Here is a 21307-nt window from a genome sequence, read left to right as displayed (position 1 = left end):
CCCCGAGACCGGCCCCGAGACCGGCCCCGAGACCGGCCCCGAGACCGGCCCCGAGACCGGCCCCGAGCGCGGCCCCGGTCACCGGGCCGCGTGCCACTTCCACGACGAGGCCGTGGAGGTGGGCGCGTGAGCGGCCCCCTGCTCTCCGTCGACGGCCTGGTGAAGCATTTCCCGATCCGCGGCGGGGTGCTGCAGCGCCGGCGCGGCACCGTGCACGCGGTCAACGGCGTCTCGTTCGACGTCGGGGCCGGGCAGACCCTGGCGCTGGTCGGCGAGTCCGGCTGCGGCAAGTCGACCGTCGGCCGCACGATCATGCGCTTCCACGCCCCGACCGCCGGGCGGGTCATGTTCGACGGGCGGGACCTGGGGGCGCTCGGGACGGGGGCGCTGCGGGCCGTGCGCCGCGACCTGCAGTACGTGTTCCAGGACCCCTACGCGTCGCTGCCGGCCCGGATGCCGGTGGGCGAGATCGTCGCGGAGCCGCTGGCTATCCACGGCATCGGCGACCGCGGCCGCCGCCGGGACCGGGTGCGGGAACTGTTCGACCTGGTCGGGCTGCCGGCCGAGGCGATTACGCGGTACCCGCACGAGTTCTCCGGCGGCCAGCGCCAGCGCGTCGGCATCGCCCGCGCGCTCGCGCTGGAGCCGAAGCTGCTCATCCTCGACGAGCCGGTCTCCGCGCTCGACGTGTCCATCCAGGCCCAGGTCGTCAACCTGCTGGCCCGGCTGCAGCGCGAGCTCGGCGTCGCGTACCTGTTCATCGCCCACGACCTCGCGGTGGTGCGCCACCTCGCGCACCGCGTCGCGGTGATGTACCTCGGCCACATCGTCGAGTACGGCGACGCCGACACGGTCTTCACCCGCCCATCCCACCCGTACACGCAGGCGCTGCTGTCCGCCGTGCCGGTCCCGGACCCGCGGCTGCGCGACCCGGGCCGGCGCCGGCTGCTCACCGGCGACGTGCCGAACCCGGCCGACCCGCCGAGCGGTTGCCCGTTCCGCACCCGCTGCTGGAAGGCCGAGGACCGGTGCGCGTCGCAGCGCCCGCTCCTGGAGATCCGCACCCCGGCCGGGGCGTCCTCGGCGTGCCACTTCGCCGAGGAGGAAGCCGTGGTGACCCCGTGACCGGTTCCGGAGCGAAGCTGAGGAGGCCCGTCACCGTGGGCTCAGCTGACAGGTCGTGCGGCCGGAGCGAGGCGGAGGGCGCATGACCGCGCAGTGGAGCAGCCGGCGGCTGACCGCCGGCGACCGCGGTCCGGGCGTCACCGTCCACGAGCTGGACAGTGGTCGTGACGGGCCGTCGGTGCTGGTCCTCGGCGGCGTGCACGGCAACGAGGTCGGCGGCATCGTCGGCGCGGGGCGGCTCACCGCCGGGCCGCTGGACCTGCGGGCCGGGCGGCTGCGGGTGGTGCCGGTGACGCACGAGGCGGCCTTCGAGGCCGACCGCCGCACCGGGCCCGCGGACGACGGCAACCTGGCCCGGTCGTTCCCCGGCGACCCGGCCGGCACCCCGACGCAGCGGCTCGCCGCGCTCGTCGGTGACCGGCTCATCCGCGGCAGCGACGTGCTCATCGACCTGCACACCTCGACCCCGGCCACCGACATGCCGTTCTTCGCCGGCGGCCTCGACGACGGCGGTCCGGCCGCGACGACCGGCGTCGAGCTGGCCGTCGCGTTCGGCGCGGGCATCGTCTGGACGCACGGCAGCCTCGGCCCCGGCCGGACCCTGACCCTGGCGCGGGAGCTCGGCATCCCGGCGATCTACGTCGAGTCGCCCGACGGCGGCGTGCTGGACCGGGCCCGGCTCGACGGCTACACCGGCGGCGTGCGCAACGTCCTCGCGCACCTCGGCATGCTCGCCGCCGACGCCCCGCCCGTCCGGCCCGGCCTGTGGCTGCACGGCGACGGCGACACCGACAGTTTCACCGTCACCCCGGTCGCGGGCCTGTTCCTGCCCGAGGTCGCGCTCCTCGACCGGGTCGAGCGCGGCCGGCGGGTCGGCAGCGTCCTCGACCCGCGCGGCCGCGAGCTCGCCGTCGTCACCGCACCCGAGGCCGGGCACGTCGCCACCCTGCAGCGCTCCGCGGTCGTCGCCGCCGGTACGCCGGTCGTCGGCGTCGCCCCGGCCCGCCCGCCGGTGCTCGGCCGGCCGTCCGACGCCGTCTACGCGCGGGCGGTGGCCGGATGATCGGGGTCGCCGTCCTCGGCTCCGGCGCGATCGCCGCCGACCACGTGTCCGCCTTCGCCCGGGTCGGCGGCGTCGAGGTCACCCACGTCGTCGGCACCGACCTCGCCCGGGCCCGGCGGATCGCCGCCCTCGCGCCCGGCTGCCGGGCCGGCACCGACCTCGGCGACGCGCTCGCCGACCCGGCGGTCACCGGCGTCATCGTCTGCGGCCGCACCGGCGACCACCCGGCCCGGGCCCTGGCCGCCATCGCCGCCGGCAAGCACGTCGTCATCGAGAAGCCCCCGGCGCGCCGCCTCGCCGACTTCGACGCGGTCGTCGCCGCGGCCCGCACGGCCGGCGTGCGGGTGATGGTCGGGCAGACGACCCGGTTCCAGCCCGCGGTGCGCACCCTGGCCGCCGCGGCCGCCGCCGGCGAGGTCGGCACCCCGCGCCTGCTGCACCTGGCCTGGTACGTCGGCCACGTCTGGCCCGGCGGCTGGAACAGCTGGCAGCTCGACCCGGCCGCGTCCGGCGGGCACCTCGTCCACAACGGCATGCACCCGCTCGACCTCGCCATCGCCCTGCTCGGCGACCGGCCGGAGCGGGTCTTCACCCGCGGCTGGTGCACCCACGCGCCCGGTATGCCGACGCCGGACAGCTTCCACGTCACGGTCCGCTTCGCGGGCGGCGCCGTGGCCCTCGCCGAGCTGTCGTACGGCCTGCGCCGCCCCGGCGACATGCTGCGCCGCATGACGCTCACCGGCGAGACCGGCACCCTCGCCCACCACACCGCCGCCGACGCGGCCCTCGGCGGCACGCCCGTCACCACCCCGCCGGCCTCGGTCGCCGACGCCCTCTACCACCAGGCCGTCCACACCGCGGACGTCTTCGCCGGCCGCGCCGCGCCGCTCATCACCCTCGAGCAGTCCCGGGCCGCGCTCGCCACCGCCCTGGCCGCCCAGCGCTCCCTGGAGGCCGGCGCCCCGATGGAGGTGACGCTGGATGCCTGACCCGATGCCTGACCCGATGTCTCACGCGATGCCGGACCGTGCCGCGGCGCTCGCCGCCGCGCTCGGACGGGTCCGTGCCGACGTTTCGCCCGCCCTCGCCGCGCCCGTCCGCCGCGCCCGCGCGTGGGTCGACGCGGGCCACCTGGGCCTTCCGCGCAGCGTCAACGTCGAGTGCCTCAACGGCACCCTCGGCGACGCCGTCGACCTGGCCCGCGCCCTCACCGGCTGTGAGCCGGTCGAGGTGTACGCCGAGGGCACCGCCACCGGCCTCGTCGCCTCGCTGCTGATGACCCACGGCGTCGTCGCCTCCCTCGTGGTGGCCGACGCGCCGGGCCTGTCCTCGATCACGGCCCGCCTGATCGGCTCGCACGCCCACACCGAGATCGACCTCGCCGCCCCGGCCGTGCGCCGCCACGGCCCGGACGGCATGCGCCTGCTGCCCGCCGAGGCCGCGCCCGGCGAGCCGACCGCCGCCGCACCCACCGGCGGCTCCCCGGGCTACACCCTGCACGACGCGGCGATCGCCGCCGACACGACCGCCGCGGCCCACCAGTCGATCGCGACCGGACAGCCGGTCGCCGTGCCGCAGGAGGCACCCCATGACGGACACCGTCAACGACCTGGTCAACCTCGATGACTACGAGACCCGCGCCCGGGAGCTGCTCGACCCGGCCGCGTACGACTACATCGCCGGCGGCGCCGACGCCGAGGTGAGCCTGGGCCTGCCGCGCCGGGTGCTCGACGCGATCCGGCTCCGGCCGCGCGTGATGACCGACATCACGACCTGCGACCCGTCCACCACGGTGCTCGGCCACCCGGTGCCGGCCCCGATCCTCGTCGCGCCCTCCGGCGACCACGGCATCGCGCACCCCGACGGGGAACTGGCCACCGCCCGCGGCGCCGCGGACACCGGCACCCTCATGGTGGTCAGCTCCGGCTCCACGTTCCCGCTGGAGGAGATCGCCGCGGCAGCCCCGGGACCGCGGTGGATGCATCTGCCCCTGCTGCGCGACCGCGACCTCGCCGTGCAGCTGCTGCGGCGGGCGGAGGCCTCGGGGTACAGCGCCATCTGCCTCACCGTCGACCACAAGGTGATGGCGAAGCGGGAGCGCAACATCCGCAACCGCTGGTCGACCCCGCCCTCGCCGAACTTCCCGGCCGCCGCCGTCCCGCGCGTCGAGTGGGACGTCACCGGCGCCGCGATGCGCAAACGCTTCGACGGCCTGCTGGACCGCTCCGCGACCTGGCCGTACGTGTCCTGGCTGGCGGAGCGCACGTCGCTGCCGGTGGTGGTCAAGGGTGTCCTCGCCGGCGCGGACGCGGCGCTGGCGGTCGCCTCCGGTGCGGCCGCCGTCATCGTGTCCGACCACGGCGGCCGGCAGCTGGACACCGCCGTGCCGCCGATCGAGGCGCTGCCGGAGGTGGTCGCTGCCGTCGGGGACCGCGCCGAGGTCTACGTCGACGGCGGGTTTCGCCGCGGCACGGACGTGCTCAAGGCGGTGGCGCTGGGCGCGCGGGCGGTGCTGATCGGCCGGCCCGTCCTGTGGGGACTGGCCGTGGACGGTGCGGCTGGGGTTTCCGCCGTACTGCTGATGCTGCGCGACGAGTTGGAGACCGCGATGGCGATGTGCGGCGCGGCCGGCATCGCCGGCGTCACGAAGGAGCTGGTGCGATGAGTATCGGGGTCGGGGTCGTCGGATCCGGGTTCATGGGGCGCACGTGGTCGGCGGTGGCCGCGACCTGCCTGCCGGGCGCGCGGCTGGCCGGGATCGCGGGCGGGACGCGGGCGCCGGAGGTGGCGGCGGAGTTCGGTTGCCGGCTTTTCTCCTCGGTACCGCAGCTGCTGGCGGATCCCGAGGTGCACATCGTCGTCGTGGCCAGCCCGCCGGCCGCCCACCGCGACCAGGTCCTCGCCGCCGCCCGCGCGGGCAAGCACGTGCTGGTCGAGAAGCCGATGGCGCAGGACCCGGGGGAGTGCGCCGAGATGGTGGCGGCCTGCGACGAGGCCGGCGTGCGGCTGGCGGTGGTGTCGCAGCAGCGGTTCCGGCACGTGCCCGCGACCGCCCGGCGGCTCGTCGAGGAGGGCGCGATCGGGCGCGTGACGATGGTGCGGGCGCTCGGCCCCGAGGTCGGCTTCTGGGACACCGCCAAGACCCGCGACGCGTGGAAGCTCGACCCGGCGCAGCAGACCGCCTACGCCTCCTGGGGCGCGCACGCCTGCGACCTGCTGCGCTGGCTCAGCGGCGCCGAGGCGGAGGTGGTGTTCGCGCTGTTCGGGGAGTTCTCGTCCCAGCCGCCGCCGATGCGCAGCGCGATGGTGACCTACGGCCTGACCGGCGGCGCGATGGCCCAGGTGTGGATGAGCTACGACATCCCGCCGCCGGGCCTGGGCGGCGGCCTGCAGTTCCTCGTCGTGGGCACGACGGGGATGCTGGAGTTCGACGCGTACGGCGCCCTGCGCCTGGCCCGCGACGGCGCCTGGAGCACGGTGACGCGCCAGCCGGACTTCGACGCGACGAACCCGCGCGACCCGGTCCGGCTCGGTGCGTACGCCGCGCAGCTCGGCGACCTGCTCGAGGCGGTGACGCAGGGCCGTCCGCCGGCGGTGACCGGCTCGGACGGCCTGCTGACGACGCGGATGCTCTCCGGTGCCGAGCGGTCCGCTCAGCGCGGCGCGAGCGTCTTGTTGAGGAACGTCAGCGTGTCGGACTCCTGAAAGACCTCACCGCCCTCGTGCCCGTTGTACGGCCACACGCAGATGTCCTTCGGCCCCGCGTAGTGGTTGTACGCGGCGAACACGGTCGAGGGCGGGCAGACGTCGTCCATGAGCCCGACCCCGAACTGGCCGGGCGCCGTGGCCCGGGCGGCGAAGTTGACGCCGTCGAAGTAGCTCAGCGTCCGGAAGGCCCGCTCGACGTCGGTGCGGCGGGCCTTCAGGTACTGCGCGATCTCCGCGTACGGCGTCTTGTCGGTGATCTCGGTGGCCCGCCGGTAGTGGCACAGGAACGGCACGTCGGCGACGATGGCGGCGACGTCGGGGACGAGCGCGCCGGCGGCCAGCGCGAGCCCGCCGCCCTGGCTGCGCCCGTAGACGGCGACCCGCTGCCGGTCGACGCCGGGGTGGGCGCGGACGGCCTCGACGGCGCGGGCGGCGTCGGTCATGATCCGCCGGTAGTAGTACCGCTCGGGGTCGTCGATGCCGCGGGTCATGAAGCCGGGGTACTGCCCGGTCTGCGGTGCCGGGTCGGGGTCGGGCGTGACGCCGGGCCGCCACGCCGAGCCCTGCCCGCGGCTGTCCATGACGAGGTGGGCGAAGCCGGCCGCGCTCATGAACAGCCGCTGGTGAGCGAGGCTGCGCCCGCTGCCGTAGCCGACATACTCGACGACGGCCGGGACGGGCCCGTCGACGTGCCGGGGCATGAGCAGCCACGCCGCGACCCGCTCCCCGTTCCAGCCGGCGAAGCGCACGTCGAACACGTCGACGGTCCGCAGTCCTGAGTCGGCGGCGGCGAACTCGGCGGCGATGTCGTGCCGCCGTGCCTCAGCGAGCGTCCGCGCCCAGAACCCGTCGAAGTCCGACGGCTCGACCCGGTCGGGCCGGTACTCGCGCAGCTCGCTCAGCGGCATGTCGAACATGACCATCGCCAGACCTCGTTCCACTAGATGAAACGCTCTTTCCATTTCCGTCTGCGATCTTGCCGCCCGCGCTGATGGCGCGTCAAGGGTCGGCCCGCCCGGGAACCCCTTTGGAGCGGTGGACGGGGCGCGGGCGCACTACGCGAACGCGGCGGCGGTGAACGCCGTGTGAACGGTCCCACGTGACGCGTCGCCCGAGTCGGCCTTCGCCTTGTTCAAGGCTCTCGTCGCGTTCCTTCCGGACGCCGCGCAACGGGGCGGTCGGTCACCGCGCCGGCGCGCATGATCTCGGTCATTTCGGTCTCTCCTGGGCATGCCGAATTCGTCGGCCGGACGGGCCGAATTCGAGTGTCCATCGTGGACAGTGCTGGGCGCGGGTGGCGCACCATCAACAGCAGACCATCGGGGCCGAGGCGGCGGCTCACCCGATGTTGGTGAGCCGGGAGGACGGCCAAATGTGATGTACATCACAGTAGCAAAGTTGGCTCAAGCTGGGCCGAGGCGCTGGTCTACATATTGTTCAGCGAGACGATCGCCTTCGCCCATCCGCTCGACATTCGATGTGCCGCACGCCGGAGAATTCGGCCGAAAACGGTGCCCACCCGGTCAGCGCATTCCGATCTTCGTAGCGGTACCACTGAAAGTCGTCAGCTCTTCGGCACGCGCACCAATGAATTGGTTGCGGTCAATCATTTTGCCTTTTTTCACGTTTCGGAGTTTGGTCTTTTGACTGCCCTCACCGCCCTTGGCGTTGATACGTCCCGTCGGGATCCGGAGCCGGCCCGATGAGCGGGTCGCCGCACCTCGACCTGCCTGCGGACGAGGAAGTCCCGGCGAGCGGACCGGACAGCGCCGTGGAGGTGCTGGAGCCGGAGCCGCGGTTCACCATCGTCATCCCGACCCGCAACGAGTCCGACAACGTGGAACCGGTGCTGAGCCGCCTGCACGCCGTCCTGACCGACGCCGCGATCCCGGCCGACATCCTGTTCGTCGATGACAGCGACGACGGTACCGAGGAGACGATCCGGGCCGCCGCCGCGGATGCCCCGGACCGGATCCGGGTCCTGCATCGCCCGCACGGCGAGCGCCGCGGCGGCCTGGGCGGAGCGGTGGCGGCCGGCATCCGCGCCGCGCGCACCCCCTGGGTGATCGTGATGGACGGTGATCTGCAGCATCCACCCGAGGCGCTGCCGGCCGTCGTGGACGCCGTGAACACCTCCGGGGCGGACGTCGTCGTGGCCAGCCGGTACCGCGGATCCGGCAACGCCGGCGGCCTCGACGGTCCCGTCCGGCGCCTCGTGTCGCGGCTGTCGGGCCACCTCACCAAGCTGACCTTCCCGCTGCGCCTGCGGCCCGTGTCCGATCCCATGAGCGGCTTCTTCGCGGTACGGCGGGAGGCCGTCGACCCCGAACTGCGCCCGGACGGGTTCAAGATCCTGCTGGAGATCATTGTCCGCAGCCGGATCCGGCGGATCGCGGAGGTGCCCTACACCTTCCAGCCGCGGCTGGCCGGCGAGAGCAAGGCCTCCGTCCGCGAGGGTGTCCGCTTCGCCCTGCACCTGGCCCGGCTGCGGGCACACTCGGCCGTGCGGCCGTCGTCACGGCTCGCCCGGATCCTCGGGTTCGCCGCCGCCGGAGGCTCCGGCATCCTCGTGAACTCGGCGCTGCTGTGGCTGCTGACCCACGTGTTCGCGGTGCCGTACCTCGCGGCCGCGGTCGCCTCCACACAGGCGGCCGTCGTGTGGAACTTCGCCGTGATCGACCGCCTCGTCATGCCGAGCGTCGAGCATCACGCGCGCCGCAGGTTCGGACGCTTCTGGCTGCTGAACAACGCGCTGCTCCCACTGCACCTCGCCGTGCTCGCCTGGCTGGTCCAGGGCCTGCACCTGCACTACCTCACGGCCAACGTGGCGGCGATCGTGGTCGTCTTCGCCGTGCGGTACGTGGCCGTGAGCCAGTGGATCTACGGCGGCCCCGGCTCGGCGGTGGCCTCGGGCGCGGGCCGGATGGTCGTCGCCGTGCGCCGCTCGGCCCGGGTCCGGATCGTGCTCGCGTGCCTGTTCACCATGGCGGCGTTCCCCGGCGTGGCCGGGCAGGTGTGGGCCGACGTGCACTCCAGGCAGCCGGCGGTGTCGCTGGTGATCCCCCTGGCGGTGGCCGCCGCCCTGCTCGTGGGCCGGCTCAGACCGCCCGCCACCGAGCCGGAGGTCCACGACCGTCAGGTGGACGGCCTGATCGCGGCCGGGCTGCTCGGCATGGCCGCCGCGATCACCGTGATCGCACGCGACGACGCGGCCCCGTCGGCCTGGCCGCTCCTCGGCGCGATCGCCTTCCTCGCCGGCGCCATCGTGCTGCTGCTCGGCACCAGAACCGCGGCCCGGCTGCGGTGGGTGCTGGCGCTGCCGCTGGTGGCGTCGCTCACGCCCACCCCGGCGATGCGGGATGCCGGCGACTGGGTGCTGGTCAACGGCGCGGCGTTCGTCAGCGCGCCGTTCGCCGACCGGCTGGACACGGGTGCGCTGTGGGTCCGCCACGGCGGGCAGCCGCTCGTCCTGGCGGAGGCGGCGACCCCGGCGACCGCCCTGCCGGGTGCGCTGCTGAGCGTCCTGCTCGCGGCGCTCTGCTGCTCCGGCGCGACGCGGCGCCTCCTGACCCGCACGCTCCTGGCGTGGGCCGCGGTGATCGCCGCAGCGGTCCTCGGCCTCGCCTGCGCCCTGCTCGTCGGACGGTTGTTCGGCCCGGCCGCCTTCCGGGCGGTCACGGCGACGGGCGCGCCCGACGTCCTGCTGGCCGCCACGATCGCGATCTTCGCGTGGCGGTGGTCGCGGCCGGCCACGGCCTCGCCGGCCGGCGAACGCCACTACCTGCCGCGGGGCCGCCTTGCCACCGCCGCACTGGCGCTGGTCGCCGCCGGACTCGGCGGCTCCGCGCTGTTGCCCGTCATCACCATGATCATCGACCAGGGCACGCCGCACTGAGCGGACCCGCCGTCGTCTCATCCGTGAAACTCCGACCTGGGGAAACCATGAACATTCGAGCACTGGTACTGACGGCGTGCGTGCTGGCGAGCCTGCTCGTCGCCACACCGGCGAAGGGCGCGCCACCGGACGGCTTCCAGACGTCGCTCGTCGTCGGCGCCGGCCTGGACGGCCCGTCCGGCTTCGAGATCGCGCCGGACGGCCGCATCTTCATCCTGGAACGCACCGGCAAGATCAAGATCTTCAAGGACGGGCAGCTGCTGGCGCAGCCGTTCGCCGAGCTCCCGTCCGAGGCGACGGGCGACCGGGGTCTCATCGGCATCGCGTTCGACCCGGACTTCGGCGTCAGCAACCACTACGTGTACTTCTACTACACGGGGCTGGACCTGCTGAACCGGCTGGTCCGCTTCGACGCGTCCGGCGACGTCGGCACGGACGGACCCTTCACGATCTTCCAGACGCAGTCGCTCTCCCAGCACCTGCACGTCGGCGGCAGCATCCGCTTCGGTCCGGACGGGAAGATGTACTTCGCGGTCGGGGACAACGGCTACGGGAGCAACGCCCAGGACCTGAGCAACCCGCACGGCAAGATCCTGCGCATCAACAAGGACGGTTCGATCCCGACCGACAACCCGTTCTACGGGCAGCCGGGCAAGGTCGGCGCGATCTGGGCGTACGGCTTCCGCAACCCCTGGCGGTTCCAGTTCGACAGCGCGACCGGACTGCTCTACGGCGGCGACGTCGGCGACTTCACCTGGGAAGAGGTCAACCGCATCGTGAAGGGCGGCAACTACGGATGGCCGCTCAAGGAAGGCAAGTGCACCGCTGACTGCGCCGGGTTCATCGACCCCCTCTACACGTACAACCACGACGGTGAGAGCGCGGCGGTCACCGGCGGACCGATCTACCACGCCACCATGTTCCCGGAGCAGTACCGCGGCAACCTGTTCTTCGGTGACTACGCGAAGGGCTTCATCCGGCGGGCGGAGCTCGACGGGAGCGGCAACATCACCGCCGTGCACGACTTCGACGCCAACGCCGGCAGCGTGGTGGATCTGAAGGTGGCCCCCGACGGCTCGCTGTACTACCTCAACTACTACCCGGGCGAGCTGCGACGCATCACCTACAACACCACGACCCATCTGCCGGTGGCCAACGCCACCGCCGACGTCACCAAGGGCATCCAGCCGCTCGACGTGCACTTCTCCAGCGCGGGCAGCAGCGACCCGGACGGCGACCCGCTCACGTACAACTGGAACTTCGGCGACGGCACGACGAGCACCGCGGCGAACCCCGTCAAGCGGTACGCGAACGTCGGCGTCTATACGGTCCAGCTGACCGTCTCCGACGGGCACGACGCGGTGCCGGCCAAGCCCATCGTGGTCCAGGTCGGGGTGCCGCCGAACGTGACCATCGCGGTGCCGGCGGACGGCGCGCTGTACCGGGCCGGTGACACCATCACCTACAACGCCTTCGCGACCGACGGCGCCGGCTTCGACCTCAACGACGCCGCGATCAAGACCGAGGTGCGGCTGCACCACCACACCCACTTCCATCCGTTCGTCGGGCCGCTCACCGGCCGGGCCGGGTCGTTCACCATCCCGGCGACCGGCGAGGCCTCGGCCGACACGTGGTACGAGATCCTGGTCACGGCCACCGACACGAACGGCCTGTCCACCTCGAAGTCGATCAACATCTATCCGCGGAAGTCGCACATCACGCTGCGCACCGAGCCGGCCGGCCTGGGCACGATGCTCGACGGCGTCCCGGTGGCCACACCGCTCACCGTCGAGGGTGTGATCGGCTTCCAGCGCGAGCTGGCGGCGCCGCCGACGGCCGTCGCCGCCGACGGCACCGTCTACCACTTCACCGGCTGGTCGGACGGTAAGGCCATCCGGCACACGATCAGCACGCCGGAGACCGACACCACCTACACCGCGACGTACGCGCCCTCGCAACCGTTCACCGGCGCCTACTTCGGCAACAAGAACCTCTCCGGCACGCCGGTGCTCACCCGGCCGGACCCGCAGATCAACTTCGTGTGGGAGGAAAGCTCGCCGGGCCCGGCCGTGCCGGCCGACGAGTTCTCGGTCCGCTGGACGAAGACGCAGTACTTCGCGGCGGGTCGCTACCGGTTCACCACCGTCAGCGACGACGGGGTGCGGCTGTACATCGACGGCAAGCGAGTCATCGACCAGTGGCGCGGCCAGTCCGGTACCGCCTACAACTACGTCGGCGACCTCGGCGCCGGTGACCACACCGTCGTGATGGAGTACTACGACGAGGGCGGCGACGCGCTCGCGAAGCTCGACTGGGACACCACCACCGACCAGCCCTCCCAGTCGTTCCAGGCCAAGTACTGGAACACACCGGGTGCGGGATCGGCGCCGGCCGTGCCGACCGGCACACCGACCCTGAGCCGGCAGGAGCCGGAGATCGACCACGACTGGGGTGCCGGCTCGCCGGCCGCCGGGGTCACGGCGGACCACTTCGTCGCCCGCTGGACCGGAACGCTGGTCCTCATCCAGGGCCAGTACGACTTCACCGTCACCGCTGACGACGGCGTGCGGCTCACCGTCGACGGCGTGCGGGTCATCGACAAGTGGATCGACCAGGGCGCGACGAGCCACACCGCACGCGTGCTGCTGGACAGCGGGCCGCACAGCATCGTGATGGATTACTACGAGAACGGCGGCGACGCCGTGGCCCGGCTGCGCTACCTCAAGGTGGGCGACGTCCAGGTGTCCTCGGCGTACACCGCCGAGTTCTGGAACACCCCGACCGCGGGGGACTCGCCGCCGATCCCCACCCGCACGCCCGACCTGACGCGCCAGGACACCTCGGTCAACTTCGACTGGGGTGGCGGGTCGCCGGACCCGGCCATCGCGGCCGACAAGTTCGTCGCGCGCTGGACCCGCACCGACATCCTGCCCGCCGGCCTCTACCGCTTCAGCGGCGCCAGTGACGACGGCATCCGGGTGTACGTCGACAACGTGCCGGTCGTCGACCGGTGGCAGAACCAGAACGCGCCGTACAGCGTCGACAAGGTCCTGCTCGGCGGCAACCACACGATCAGGGTCGAGTACTACGAGAACGGCGGCGGGGCGCTGGTCGGGTTCGACTACGAGCGGATCGGCGACGTCACGGTGCAGGACGGGTACACCGGCGAGTACTTCGCCAACCAGACCCTTGCCGGCACTCCCGCAGTGACCCGCCAGGACGACACCGTCAGCTTCGACTGGGGCGACGGATCGCCCGACCCCGCCATCCCGGCCGACGGCTTCTCCGCGCGGTGGACGAGGTCGGTACAGCTGACCGCGGGCTACTACGCCTTCACCGTCACCGGGGACGACGGCGTGCGGCTGTTCGTCGACGGGGTGAAGGTGCTCGACAAGTGGGTGGACCAGGGGCCGACCCCGTACACGGTGACCCGTGCGCTCACCGACGGCTCGCACACGATCGTGCTGGAGTACTACGAGCACGGCGGCGGTGCCGTCGCGCGGCTGGACTTCTCCAGGACCGACCAGCCGCCGCCGCCCGCCGTCCCGTACGTCGCCGAGTACTTCGGCAACACGACGCTCACCGGACCGGCCGTGCTGACCCGCAACGAGGACGAGATCGCCGCCGACTGGGGTGCCGGCTCGCCGGACCCCGCGGTCCCGGTCGACGGCTTCTCGGCGCGCTGGACCAGGACGGTGCAGCTGGACGCCGGCACGTACCGGCTCAGCGCGACGGGTGACGACGGCATCCGGGTCAGGCTCGACGGCAACGTCGTCATCGACGGCTGGAGCGACCACTCCCCGACGACCTACACCGCCGACGTCCCGATCGCCGCCGGCCAGCACACGATCGTCGTGGAGTACTACGAGAACGGCGGCGGAGCCGTGGCCCGCTTCAGCATCACCGGAGGGCAGCCGTGACCGCGCCGCCCGACGAGCTCGACCCGGGCACCGACCTCCGCCTGGCCCGCAGCATCCACGGGCTGCGGGAACTGTGGCCGGACCAGTCCGCGCACGTCGTGCTGACCCGGCTGCAACGGGCGCTGCTCATCGTCGCCGTGCTCGCGCTGGGGCTAGCGCTGCTGCTGTGGACGATCGGGACGCTGCAGGTCCTCATCGCCGCCATCACGGTGCTGTACGCCGGGGCGATCACCTTCCGGATCGCGCTGGTCTGGGCCGCCAACCGGCGTGAGCACCGGGTGCGGGTGAGTGAGGAGGAGGCCCGCGCGGTCCCCGACGACGACCTGCCGGTCTACACGGTGCTCGTTCCGGCCTACCGTGAGCCGGAGGTGATCGGTCTGCTCATGGAGCACCTCGCGGCGCTGGAGTACCCGGCGGCGAAGCTCGACGTGCAGTTGCTGCTGGAGGCCGACGACCAGGAGACGATCGCGGCGGCCCGGGCCGCGCTGCCCGGCCCGCACGTGCGGCTCGTGGTGGTGCCGCCGGCACACCCGCGGACCAAGCCGAAGGCCTGCAACTACGGCCTCCAGCTCGCCCGGGGCGACCTGGTCACGATCTACGACGCCGAGGACCGGCCGGACCCGTTGCAGCTGCGCCGCGCCGCCGTCGCGTTCGACCGGCTCGGCCCCGACTACGTGTGCCTGCAGGCCGAGCTGGGGTACTTCAACTCCGACCAGAACCGCATCACGCGGTGGTTCACGCTCGACTACGCGACCTGGTTCCGTTCGCTGCTGCCCGGGCTCGTCGCGCTCGGCATGCCGATCCCGCTCGGCGGCACGAGCAACCACCTGCGCATGGCGACGCTGCGCCGCCTGGGCGCCTGGGATCCGTTCAACGTCACCGAGGACGCCGACCTCGGCATCCGGCTGGCCCGCCTGGGTCACCGGGTCGGCGTGCTCGACTCGGTGACCCTCGAGGAGGCGAACTCCGACTTCATCAACTGGGTCAAGCAGCGCAGCCGCTGGTACAAGGGGTACCTGCTGACCTGGCTGATCCACATGCGCGCGCCGTGGCGGTCGGCGCGGCAGCTGACCTGGCGCGGACTGCTGTGCCTCAACCTCTTCGTCGCCGGCACGCCGCTCACCGCGCTGCTCAACACGGTGTTCTGGGCCATGACGGCGCTCTGGTTCGTCGCCCGCCCGCCCTTCGTACAGACCCTGTTCGACACGCCGTTCTACTACGTCGGGCTCGTCTGCCTGGTCTTCGGCAACGCCGTGGTGATCTACCTCAACGTCCTGGCAGTCCATCAGATGAGCCGGCCCGACCTCCTCATGACCGCGTTGTTGTCGCCGGTGTACTGGATGATGGCCAGCATCGCCGGGGCGAAGGCGGCCCTGCAGCTGGTGTTCAACCCGTCCTACTGGGAGAAGACGACCCACGGGCTGCACCTGCCGGCCGCCCGCCATCCCGGGGAGCAGGTCCATGCCGACTGAGACCACGCGCCGGCGGATCCGGCTGACCGAGGGCCGGATCGTCTTCGCCGCGGCGCTGCTGTGCTACCTCGCCGTCGCCTGGTGGTTCTGGCACCAGGCACTGATCCCCGGTGACTCGACCAGCCGGGTCGCCAACGGCTACTACGTGTTGTTCAGCCGCGACCCGCACCTGGCCGCGGTCGGGTTCGTCTGGAACCCGCTGCCCTCCCTGCTCCTGCTCCCGGCGCTGCCGCTGAAGGCCGTCGTGCCGGCGCTGACCAGCGAAGGTCTGCTCGCCGCGGTGATGTCGGCGCTGTTCATGGCCGGAACCGTCGCCGCCGGCAACGACACGCTCCGCCGGCTGCGGGTCTCCCGGCCGTCCCGGATCGTGCTGACCTTGCTGCTGGCGGCCCACCCGATGTTCCTGATCTACGCGGGCAACGGCATGAGCGAGGCCTGCTTCATGTTCTTCCTGGTGATGTCGGCGCGCGCCCTGCTGCGATGGTTGTCCGACGGACGGCCGCAGTCGCTCGTCCCGCTCGGCCTGAGCCTCGGGTTCGCGTACGGTGCCCGCTACGAGGCGCTCGCCCCCGGGCTCGCCGTGCCGGTCGTGGTCTTCGCGGTGAGCTGGTGGCGCGGCCGCCGCCGGCCCCGGTGGCGATACGCGACCGCACAGGCCGACGCCGTCCTCACGGCGCTGCCGGTCGCCCTGTCCGTGGCGGGCTGGGCGCTCGCCAGCAAGATCATCGTGGGTCAGTGGTTCGCCACGTTCTCCTCGGCGTACGGCAACGCCGCCCAGGTCAGCGCGAACGAACGCGGGATCCACTCGATCACCGGCGAGGACCTCGGCAGCCGGACGACGTACGCCCTCAACCAGTTGCTCGGGCTCCAGCCGGTGCTGCCGATCCTGCTGGCGCTGGCCGCACTGGTCGCCCTGCGCCGGCGCGACCCGCGGATGCTCGCGCCGCTCGCCGTCTTCGGCGCGGTGCTCGCCTTCGGCAACCTCGCCTTCCTGTCCGGGAACTCGTTCGGCTGGCTGCGCTTCCAGATCGCGGCGCTGCCACTGGCGTACCTGCTCACCGGGGTCCTGCTCGCCGGCCGGGTGCGTGATCCCGCGCCCACGCCCGCGGTGCTCGGCGGCGCGCCGATCGGCCGCGGCAGGCGTTCCCGGCTGACCCTGGCCCCGCTGGCCGGCCTGCTCATCGGGGCGCTCCGCGACACGCGCAGCGGTGGCGGGGCACTCGCCACCGTCGGATCCGGGCCGGGACGGCCGTCCGGGCCGCGCCGGCAGCGGGTCGTAGCCGTGGCCGCGGTGCTCGCCGCCGCGCTCGCGCTCCCGGCGGCGATCGCCACCCTGCGGGCCCCGCGGCTCGCCCGCGAGGAGTCGGAGTGGCTCACCGAGGCCGGCGCGACCCGTACCGCCGGCCTGGCGCGGCTGAACGCTCGCGTCGCCCATGACCTCGACGCCATGGGCCTGCCCGACGGGGCGGTGATCACCGACTCCGCCTACGCGTTCGCGGTGATCATGGCCAGCCGGAATCCGCGCCAGTTCGTCATCACGTCGGACCGCGACTTCGCGCCCAAGCTCGCCGACCCGCGCGGCAGTCAGGTGCGGTACCTGCTGATCTCCGCGAACGGCGCCGCCGACGCGGTGCGGACCGCCCATGTCGCCGATGGCGGCACGCAGAGCACGCGCGCGTGGGCCGACCAGTGGGGCGTCGTGCTGTGGACGCTGGTCCCGGTCACGCCCGTCCCCTGAGCACAGCGGTCAACCTGTCGCCGCAACCGGCCGCGCGCCGGCGCCGACCGCCCGGGCCGCGGGGATCGACCAGTCACGGAGGGCTGGTACCTTCCAGCCGTGGAACTGCCCCGGCGGGAAAACCGTCACGAGGAGTGGGTCGACGTCGATTTCTCGGGTCAGTCTTTCGACTGGTTCGGCGCCTACGGCGGCGCGTTCGTCCGGTGCCGGTTCGCCGAGACGTCGTTCGAGCGGTTCGGCGTCGGGCGCGGGACACAGACCCGGTTCGTCGACTGTGTGTTCCGGCGGACTCGCTTCCCGCTCTTCAACACGTCCTTTCACGACGCGCGGTTCGAACGGTGCGTCTTCGACCACGCCAGGCTGCGTGATCTGCGGCTCGACGCCGCGGAGTTCATCGACTGCACGTTTCGTGGAAGGGTGTGGCACACCATCTTCTTCGGCGTCCCGACGGGCCTGTTCAAGCCGGACCGGCCGCGCAACGAGTGGCGCGGCAACGACTTCAGCGAAGCCGACCTTGTCGACGTCGACTTCCGCGACATCGACCTGCGCGCCCAGCGCTGGCCGACCGATCGTGACGACTACGCCCTCATCAACCGGGTCGACGAGCGCGTCGAGGCCGCAACGGCTGCGATTCATGCGCAGCCGGGCCAGGCGTGGCCGGATCGTACCTGGCCGGACCGGGCTGTCCGTGCGGTGGAGTTCCTTCGCACCCACGGCCACCGAGATCCGCACGGCTTCACGCTGGTCCGCCGGCGGGAGCTCGGCTACCGGCTGCCACCGCAGCTGCGCGATCAGCTGTGGTCGCTCCTCGTCGAGAACTACACCGACGACCAGACGTAGAGTGCCCGCCCTTCGGCACGCGCGGACCGCGCGAGTCCGGCAAGCTCGATCAGCCGCTCGACCTCCCAGTCCTCCAGCAGATACCGGTCTGCGTAGCTGCGGACCTTGTCGGCCTCCAGGCATGCCAGGGTGTCGACGAGCTCGGCATTGATCCGCACCGTCCACGGGCCCTCGTGCTCCGGATCGTTCGCGTCGCCGAGGGGCTCGTCCCGGCCGAAGCTGCTCGGATCCCGGCCGTCGATCTCGGCAGCGAACTCCTCGACCTCCAAGATCCAGCCCTTGCAGTCGACGTACGGCCAACCGTTGCCAGCCGGACCGACGTCGAGGTCCAGCGCAGCCAACTCCTCGGTGGTGGCCGCGAAGTAGTCCATCATGACGCCCACGCCGCAGACAGTATCGCGGGCAACCGCACGCCTGGAGCCCGACCATTGGTCAGGGCCCAGCGCATCCCAGGCACGGCTGCGCTAGCGGCCGATCTTGTCCAGCTCGGCGAGGTCGTCGTCGGCGAGGGGGAGTCCCGCGCCGGCGACATTCTCGCGCAGGTGGGTCGTCGACGAGGTACCGGGGATCAGCAGGATGTTCGGCGAGCGCCGCAGCAGCCAGGCCAGGGCGACGGACATCGGTGTCGCCTCCAGCCGGGCGGCCACGGCCGAGAGCACCGAGGACTGCAGCGGGCTGAAGCCGCCGAGCGGGAAGAACGGCACGTAGGCGATGCCCTGGTCGGCGAGCGCGTCGATCAGGGCGTCGTCCCGGCGGTGCGCGAGGTTGTACATGTTCTGCACGCACACGATCGGTGCGATCGTCTGCGCCTCGGTGACCTGCTCCGGCGTCGCGTTGCTCAGCCCGAGGTACCGGATCAGGCCCTGCTGCTGAAGTTCGACGAGCGTCTCGAGTGCCTCGGCGACCGGACCGGGCTGGGGTCCCTGGGCGTCGCCGAGCCGGAGGTTGACCAGGTCGAGCACATCGAGGCCGAGGTTGTCGAGGTTGTCGTGGACCGACCGGCGCAGGCTCTGCGGGTCACGGGCCGGGGGCCAGCCGCCCTGCTGGTCGCGGTTCGCGCCGACCTTGGTCACGATGTGCAGCGCGTCGGGGTAGGGATGCAGCGCCTCCCGGATCAGCCGGTTGGTGACATGCGGTCCGTACGCGTCGGCGGTGTCGATGTGGGTGACGCCGAGCTCGACGGCCTCGCGAAGGACGGCGAGCGCGCCGTCGTGGTCGGCCGGCGGTCCCATGACCCAGGGGCCGGCGAGCTGCATGGCGCCGTAGCCGAACCGGGTGACGGTCAGGTCTCCCAGCGTCCAGGTGCCGCCGGGAAGGGAAGTCGAAGCCATGCTCATACCTCTTCCGTATCGTGCTGAGCGGTGCTGCACTCACTTTCGGCGGGTAACTTTCTCGTGGGAAGTAGGCACCTGGAGGTGCGTAACGCACCCGGTGGAAGGAGTGGCACGATGGCGACGACGACGGCGGCGCAGAAGCGGGCGCAGGCCAAGGTGGAGTATGACGCTTTTCTAGCGCAATGTCCGAGTCGCAAGCTGCTCGACCAGATCGCGGACAAGTGGGTCACGCTGGTGCTGGCCGCGCTCCGCAGCGACGGTTCGCACCGGTTCGGCGCCGACTGCGCCGGTGTACCCCGGCCGATGCGGTACTCGGAGCTGTCGCGCCTGCTGGCCGGCGTCAGCCAGAAGATGCTGACGCAGACGCTGCGCTCGCTGGAGCGCGACGGTCTGATCACCCGCACTGTGGTGCCGACCGTGCCCGTCACGGTCACCTACGAGCTGACCGGCCTCGGCGTCTCCCTGCACGAGATGACGCGCGGCTTGAAGGCGTGGGCCGAAACGCACATGGACGACGTGCTCGCCAACCGCGCGACGTACGACGACCACGTCGCCTGAGCGGCCGGTGTGGCCGGGTGCCGGCGGGGTACGCAGGCGGCTTCGGCCGACTCAGCGAGGGGGAGGTACGTCATGCCCGGGAGACTGGAGGGCAAGGTCGCGCTCATCACGGGCGGCGGCACCGGCATCGGCCTGGCCACTGCCAGCGAGTTCGCCCGGGAGGGTGCCCACGTCTACATCACCGGCCGCCGCAAGCCCGAACTGGAGGCCGCGGCGGCGTCCATCGGGCACGCCGTCACCGCCGTCCAGGGAGACGTCACCAAGCCCGAGGACCTCGACCGGATCTACGAGCAGATCGGCCGGGAGCAGGGACGCGTCGACATCGTCTTCGCCAATGCCGCCACCCTCGACCGGGTACCGTTCGGTTCGATCACCGAGGAGCACATCGACCACGCCTTCAACACCAACGTCAAGGGCACGCTGTTCACGGCGCAGAAGGCCCTCCCGCTGATGCCTGACGGCGGCTCGATCATCCTGACCGGCTCCCTCGTCGCCATCAAGGGCTACCCCGCCCAGGGCGTCTACCCGGCCACCAAGGCGGCGGTGCGGTCGTTCGCCCGCACGTGGACGACGGACCTGTACGACCAGGGCCGCAACATCCGGGTGAACGTGGTCAGCCCGGGCCCGGTCGGCACCGCGATGCTCGCCGGCCACCCCGAGGGGGCGGAGACGCTCCCCGGCCGGCCCGAGGGGATGGACGCGCTGGCGTCGCGTGTGCCGATGGGACGCCTGGGCCGCCCCGAAGAGATCGCCGAGGCCGTCACGTTCCTCGCCTCCGACGACGCCAGCTTCATCACCGGCGCCGAGTTCTTCGTCGACGGTGGGAACGCTCAGGTCTAGGGAGCCGAGTTCTTCGTCGACGGGTGGGAACGCTCAGGTCCAGGGACTGGTGACCGAGCCTGCCCGCGCGGGAGGATCACACCATGTGGACTGGTCGTCGAGGCGAAGCGGCGGGGGAGCTGACACCCGAGCAGATCGAACAGTGGCACCGGAGGATCTCCCCGCCGGAGAACGAGCTGCCGGCCGGTGTCGCGCTGACGGTCCTGCTCGGCCGGACCGACGACGCGGCGGTCGGGATCACCCAGGTCGAGGCGTTCTCGACCGGCTTCCGCTTCACGCTGGCCGTCCGGGTGCGCCAGGCACGGTCGCGGCTCCCCGGCGGCGGGCTGTTCACGCTGATCAGCTCCCACGCCCACCCCGGCGTCGAGATCCCGCTGGAGGACCGCCTGCTCCTCGGCATCGAGTACCCCGACGGTCGTCGCGCGTCGACCCTGCACGACCTGCGGATGGCGGGCCCGGCCGCGGGGGATGACAGCACCCCGCTGATGCTCGTCCAGCAGGGCGGAGGCGGCAGCGAACAGAGCGTCGACCAGGCCTACTGGGTGGCGCCGCTGCCCCCCGCGGGACCGATGACGGTCGTGCTCGCCTGGCCGGGCTTCGGCATGCCGGAGTCCCGCACGGTCCTCGACGGCGGCGCGATCCACGCCGCAGCCGCCCACAGCCACGTGCTCTGGCCGCCCCAATCAGTCACGGCGCCCGCACCGCTGCCGACCCCGCCGCGCCCGTCCTCCGGCTGGTTCGCCCAGCCGCCTGACTAGCCCCAACGCCGTTCAGTTAGGGCTGTTGCTGGTTGGTCAAGGTTCGTCGGTGACGA

At 72.4% G+C, this 21307-nt stretch carries 17 protein-coding genes; 14 read left to right on the top strand and 3 right to left on the bottom strand.

Annotated features, from left to right (window positions below; genetic code table 11):
- Nucleotides 1-126: 126 nt before the first annotated feature.
- From ABZS66_RS47205 to ABZS66_RS47180, 6 genes are all read left to right on the top strand, one after another.
- Nucleotides 127-1125 carry an oligopeptide/dipeptide ABC transporter ATP-binding protein gene (locus tag ABZS66_RS47205; RefSeq protein WP_354769594.1) on the top strand — a complete coding sequence of 333 codons (999 nt, stop codon included), beginning with the start codon at nucleotides 127-129 and terminating at the stop codon, nucleotides 1123-1125.
- Nucleotides 1126-1207: 82 nt separating this feature from the next.
- Nucleotides 1208-2188, top strand: coding sequence for a M14 family metallopeptidase (locus tag ABZS66_RS47200; protein WP_354769593.1), 981 nt, complete (start codon nucleotides 1208-1210; stop codon nucleotides 2186-2188).
- Nucleotides 2185-3177, top strand: coding sequence for a Gfo/Idh/MocA family oxidoreductase (locus tag ABZS66_RS47195; protein WP_354769592.1), 993 nt, complete (start codon nucleotides 2185-2187; stop codon nucleotides 3175-3177). The genes ABZS66_RS47200 and ABZS66_RS47195 overlap by 4 nt, the downstream gene beginning before the upstream one ends.
- Nucleotides 3170-3814, top strand: a complete 645-nt coding sequence (locus ABZS66_RS47190) for a hypothetical protein (RefSeq protein ID WP_354769591.1) — start codon at nucleotides 3170-3172, stop codon at nucleotides 3812-3814. Before ABZS66_RS47195 ends, ABZS66_RS47190 begins: the two co-directional genes overlap by 8 nt.
- Nucleotides 3777-4853, top strand: a complete 1077-nt coding sequence (locus tag ABZS66_RS47185; protein ID WP_354769590.1) for an alpha-hydroxy acid oxidase — start codon at nucleotides 3777-3779, stop codon at nucleotides 4851-4853. Before ABZS66_RS47190 ends, ABZS66_RS47185 begins: the two co-directional genes overlap by 38 nt.
- Nucleotides 4850-5893 (top strand): Gfo/Idh/MocA family oxidoreductase, encoded by a 1044-nt coding sequence (locus tag ABZS66_RS47180; protein WP_354769589.1) that lies wholly within the window; start codon nucleotides 4850-4852, stop codon nucleotides 5891-5893. Before ABZS66_RS47185 ends, ABZS66_RS47180 begins: the two co-directional genes overlap by 4 nt.
- Here ABZS66_RS47180 and ABZS66_RS47175 read toward each other — a convergent pair.
- Entirely contained in the window at nucleotides 5842-6819 is a 978-nt protein-coding gene (locus ABZS66_RS47175) for an acetylxylan esterase (protein WP_354769588.1), read from the bottom strand. The genes ABZS66_RS47180 and ABZS66_RS47175 overlap by 52 nt on opposite strands.
- A gap of 779 nt (nucleotides 6820-7598) precedes the next feature.
- Between ABZS66_RS47175 and ABZS66_RS47170 the strand changes: the two genes are divergently transcribed.
- The 5 genes from ABZS66_RS47170 to ABZS66_RS47150 all read left to right on the top strand — a co-directional run bounded on the left by ABZS66_RS47170 (nucleotide 7599) and on the right by ABZS66_RS47150 (nucleotide 17761).
- Nucleotides 7599-9791 carry a glycosyltransferase gene (locus ABZS66_RS47170; protein WP_354769587.1) on the top strand — a complete coding sequence of 731 codons (2193 nt, stop codon included), beginning with the start codon at nucleotides 7599-7601 and terminating at the stop codon, nucleotides 9789-9791.
- 47 nt (nucleotides 9792-9838) lie between these two features.
- Nucleotides 9839-13711, top strand: a complete 3873-nt coding sequence (locus ABZS66_RS47165) for a PA14 domain-containing protein (protein WP_354769586.1) — start codon at nucleotides 9839-9841, stop codon at nucleotides 13709-13711.
- The gene (locus tag ABZS66_RS47160; protein ID WP_354769585.1) at nucleotides 13708-15183 is read left to right on the top strand and encodes a glycosyltransferase; all 1476 of its coding nucleotides are present in this window, start codon (nucleotides 13708-13710) and stop codon (nucleotides 15181-15183) included. Before ABZS66_RS47165 ends, ABZS66_RS47160 begins: the two co-directional genes overlap by 4 nt.
- Nucleotides 15173-16921, top strand: a complete 1749-nt coding sequence (locus ABZS66_RS47155; protein ID WP_354769584.1) for a hypothetical protein — start codon at nucleotides 15173-15175, stop codon at nucleotides 16919-16921. The genes ABZS66_RS47160 and ABZS66_RS47155 overlap by 11 nt, the downstream gene beginning before the upstream one ends.
- Before the next feature lie 99 nt (nucleotides 16922-17020).
- Nucleotides 17021-17761, top strand: a complete 741-nt coding sequence (locus ABZS66_RS47150; protein WP_354769583.1) for a pentapeptide repeat-containing protein — start codon at nucleotides 17021-17023, stop codon at nucleotides 17759-17761.
- On the opposite strand, the gene ABZS66_RS47145 is transcribed toward ABZS66_RS47150, so the two are convergent.
- A complete protein-coding gene (locus ABZS66_RS47145) occupies nucleotides 17740-18144 on the bottom strand; it encodes a hypothetical protein (protein ID WP_354769582.1) in 405 nt (134 codons plus the stop codon). The genes ABZS66_RS47150 and ABZS66_RS47145 overlap by 22 nt on opposite strands.
- A gap of 81 nt (nucleotides 18145-18225) precedes the next feature.
- Nucleotides 18226-19092 (bottom strand): aldo/keto reductase family oxidoreductase, encoded by an 867-nt coding sequence (locus tag ABZS66_RS47140; protein ID WP_354769581.1) that lies wholly within the window; start codon nucleotides 19090-19092, stop codon nucleotides 18226-18228.
- 117 nt (nucleotides 19093-19209) lie between these two features.
- On the opposite strand from ABZS66_RS47140, the gene ABZS66_RS47135 reads away from it, so the two are divergent.
- From ABZS66_RS47135 to ABZS66_RS47125, 3 genes are all read left to right on the top strand, one after another.
- The gene (locus ABZS66_RS47135; protein WP_354769580.1) at nucleotides 19210-19653 is read left to right on the top strand and encodes a helix-turn-helix domain-containing protein; all 444 of its coding nucleotides are present in this window, start codon (nucleotides 19210-19212) and stop codon (nucleotides 19651-19653) included.
- A gap of 72 nt (nucleotides 19654-19725) precedes the next feature.
- Nucleotides 19726-20493, top strand: a complete 768-nt coding sequence (locus ABZS66_RS47130) for an SDR family oxidoreductase (protein WP_354769579.1) — start codon at nucleotides 19726-19728, stop codon at nucleotides 20491-20493.
- An 83-nt stretch (nucleotides 20494-20576) separates the two neighbouring features.
- Nucleotides 20577-21251: a hypothetical protein gene (locus tag ABZS66_RS47125; protein ID WP_354769578.1), complete on the top strand. Its 675-nt coding sequence runs from the start codon at nucleotides 20577-20579 to the stop codon at nucleotides 21249-21251.
- Nucleotides 21252-21307: the final 56 nt, after the last annotated feature.

The sequence above is a fragment of the Dactylosporangium sp. NPDC005572 genome (assembly GCF_040605515.1).
Taxonomy (GTDB): Bacteria; Actinomycetota; Actinomycetes; order Mycobacteriales; family Micromonosporaceae; genus Dactylosporangium.
The sequence above is the reverse complement of the archived record's forward strand: the minus strand, read 5'-3'. Positions and strand labels throughout refer to the sequence as shown.

Coding starts and splice junctions, on each gene's coding strand:
- ABZS66_RS47130 (WP_354769579.1), top strand. CDS start 19,726: ATGCCCGGGAGACTGGAGGGCAAGGTCGCGCTCATCACGGGCGGCGGC.
- ABZS66_RS47175 (WP_354769588.1), bottom strand. CDS start 6,819: ATGGTCATGTTCGACATGCCGCTGAGCGAGCTGCGCGAGTACCGGCCC.
- ABZS66_RS47195 (WP_354769592.1), top strand. CDS start 2,185: ATGATCGGGGTCGCCGTCCTCGGCTCCGGCGCGATCGCCGCCGACCAC.
- ABZS66_RS47190 (WP_354769591.1), top strand. CDS start 3,170: ATGCCTGACCCGATGCCTGACCCGATGTCTCACGCGATGCCGGACCGT.
- ABZS66_RS47200 (WP_354769593.1), top strand. CDS start 1,208: ATGACCGCGCAGTGGAGCAGCCGGCGGCTGACCGCCGGCGACCGCGGT.
- ABZS66_RS47185 (WP_354769590.1), top strand. CDS start 3,777: ATGACGGACACCGTCAACGACCTGGTCAACCTCGATGACTACGAGACC.
- ABZS66_RS47125 (WP_354769578.1), top strand. CDS start 20,577: ATGTGGACTGGTCGTCGAGGCGAAGCGGCGGGGGAGCTGACACCCGAG.
- ABZS66_RS47140 (WP_354769581.1), bottom strand. CDS start 19,092: ATGGCTTCGACTTCCCTTCCCGGCGGCACCTGGACGCTGGGAGACCTG.
- ABZS66_RS47165 (WP_354769586.1), top strand. CDS start 9,839: ATGAACATTCGAGCACTGGTACTGACGGCGTGCGTGCTGGCGAGCCTG.
- ABZS66_RS47180 (WP_354769589.1), top strand. CDS start 4,850: ATGAGTATCGGGGTCGGGGTCGTCGGATCCGGGTTCATGGGGCGCACG.
- ABZS66_RS47170 (WP_354769587.1), top strand. CDS start 7,599: ATGAGCGGGTCGCCGCACCTCGACCTGCCTGCGGACGAGGAAGTCCCG.
- ABZS66_RS47135 (WP_354769580.1), top strand. CDS start 19,210: ATGGCGACGACGACGGCGGCGCAGAAGCGGGCGCAGGCCAAGGTGGAG.
- ABZS66_RS47155 (WP_354769584.1), top strand. CDS start 15,173: ATGCCGACTGAGACCACGCGCCGGCGGATCCGGCTGACCGAGGGCCGG.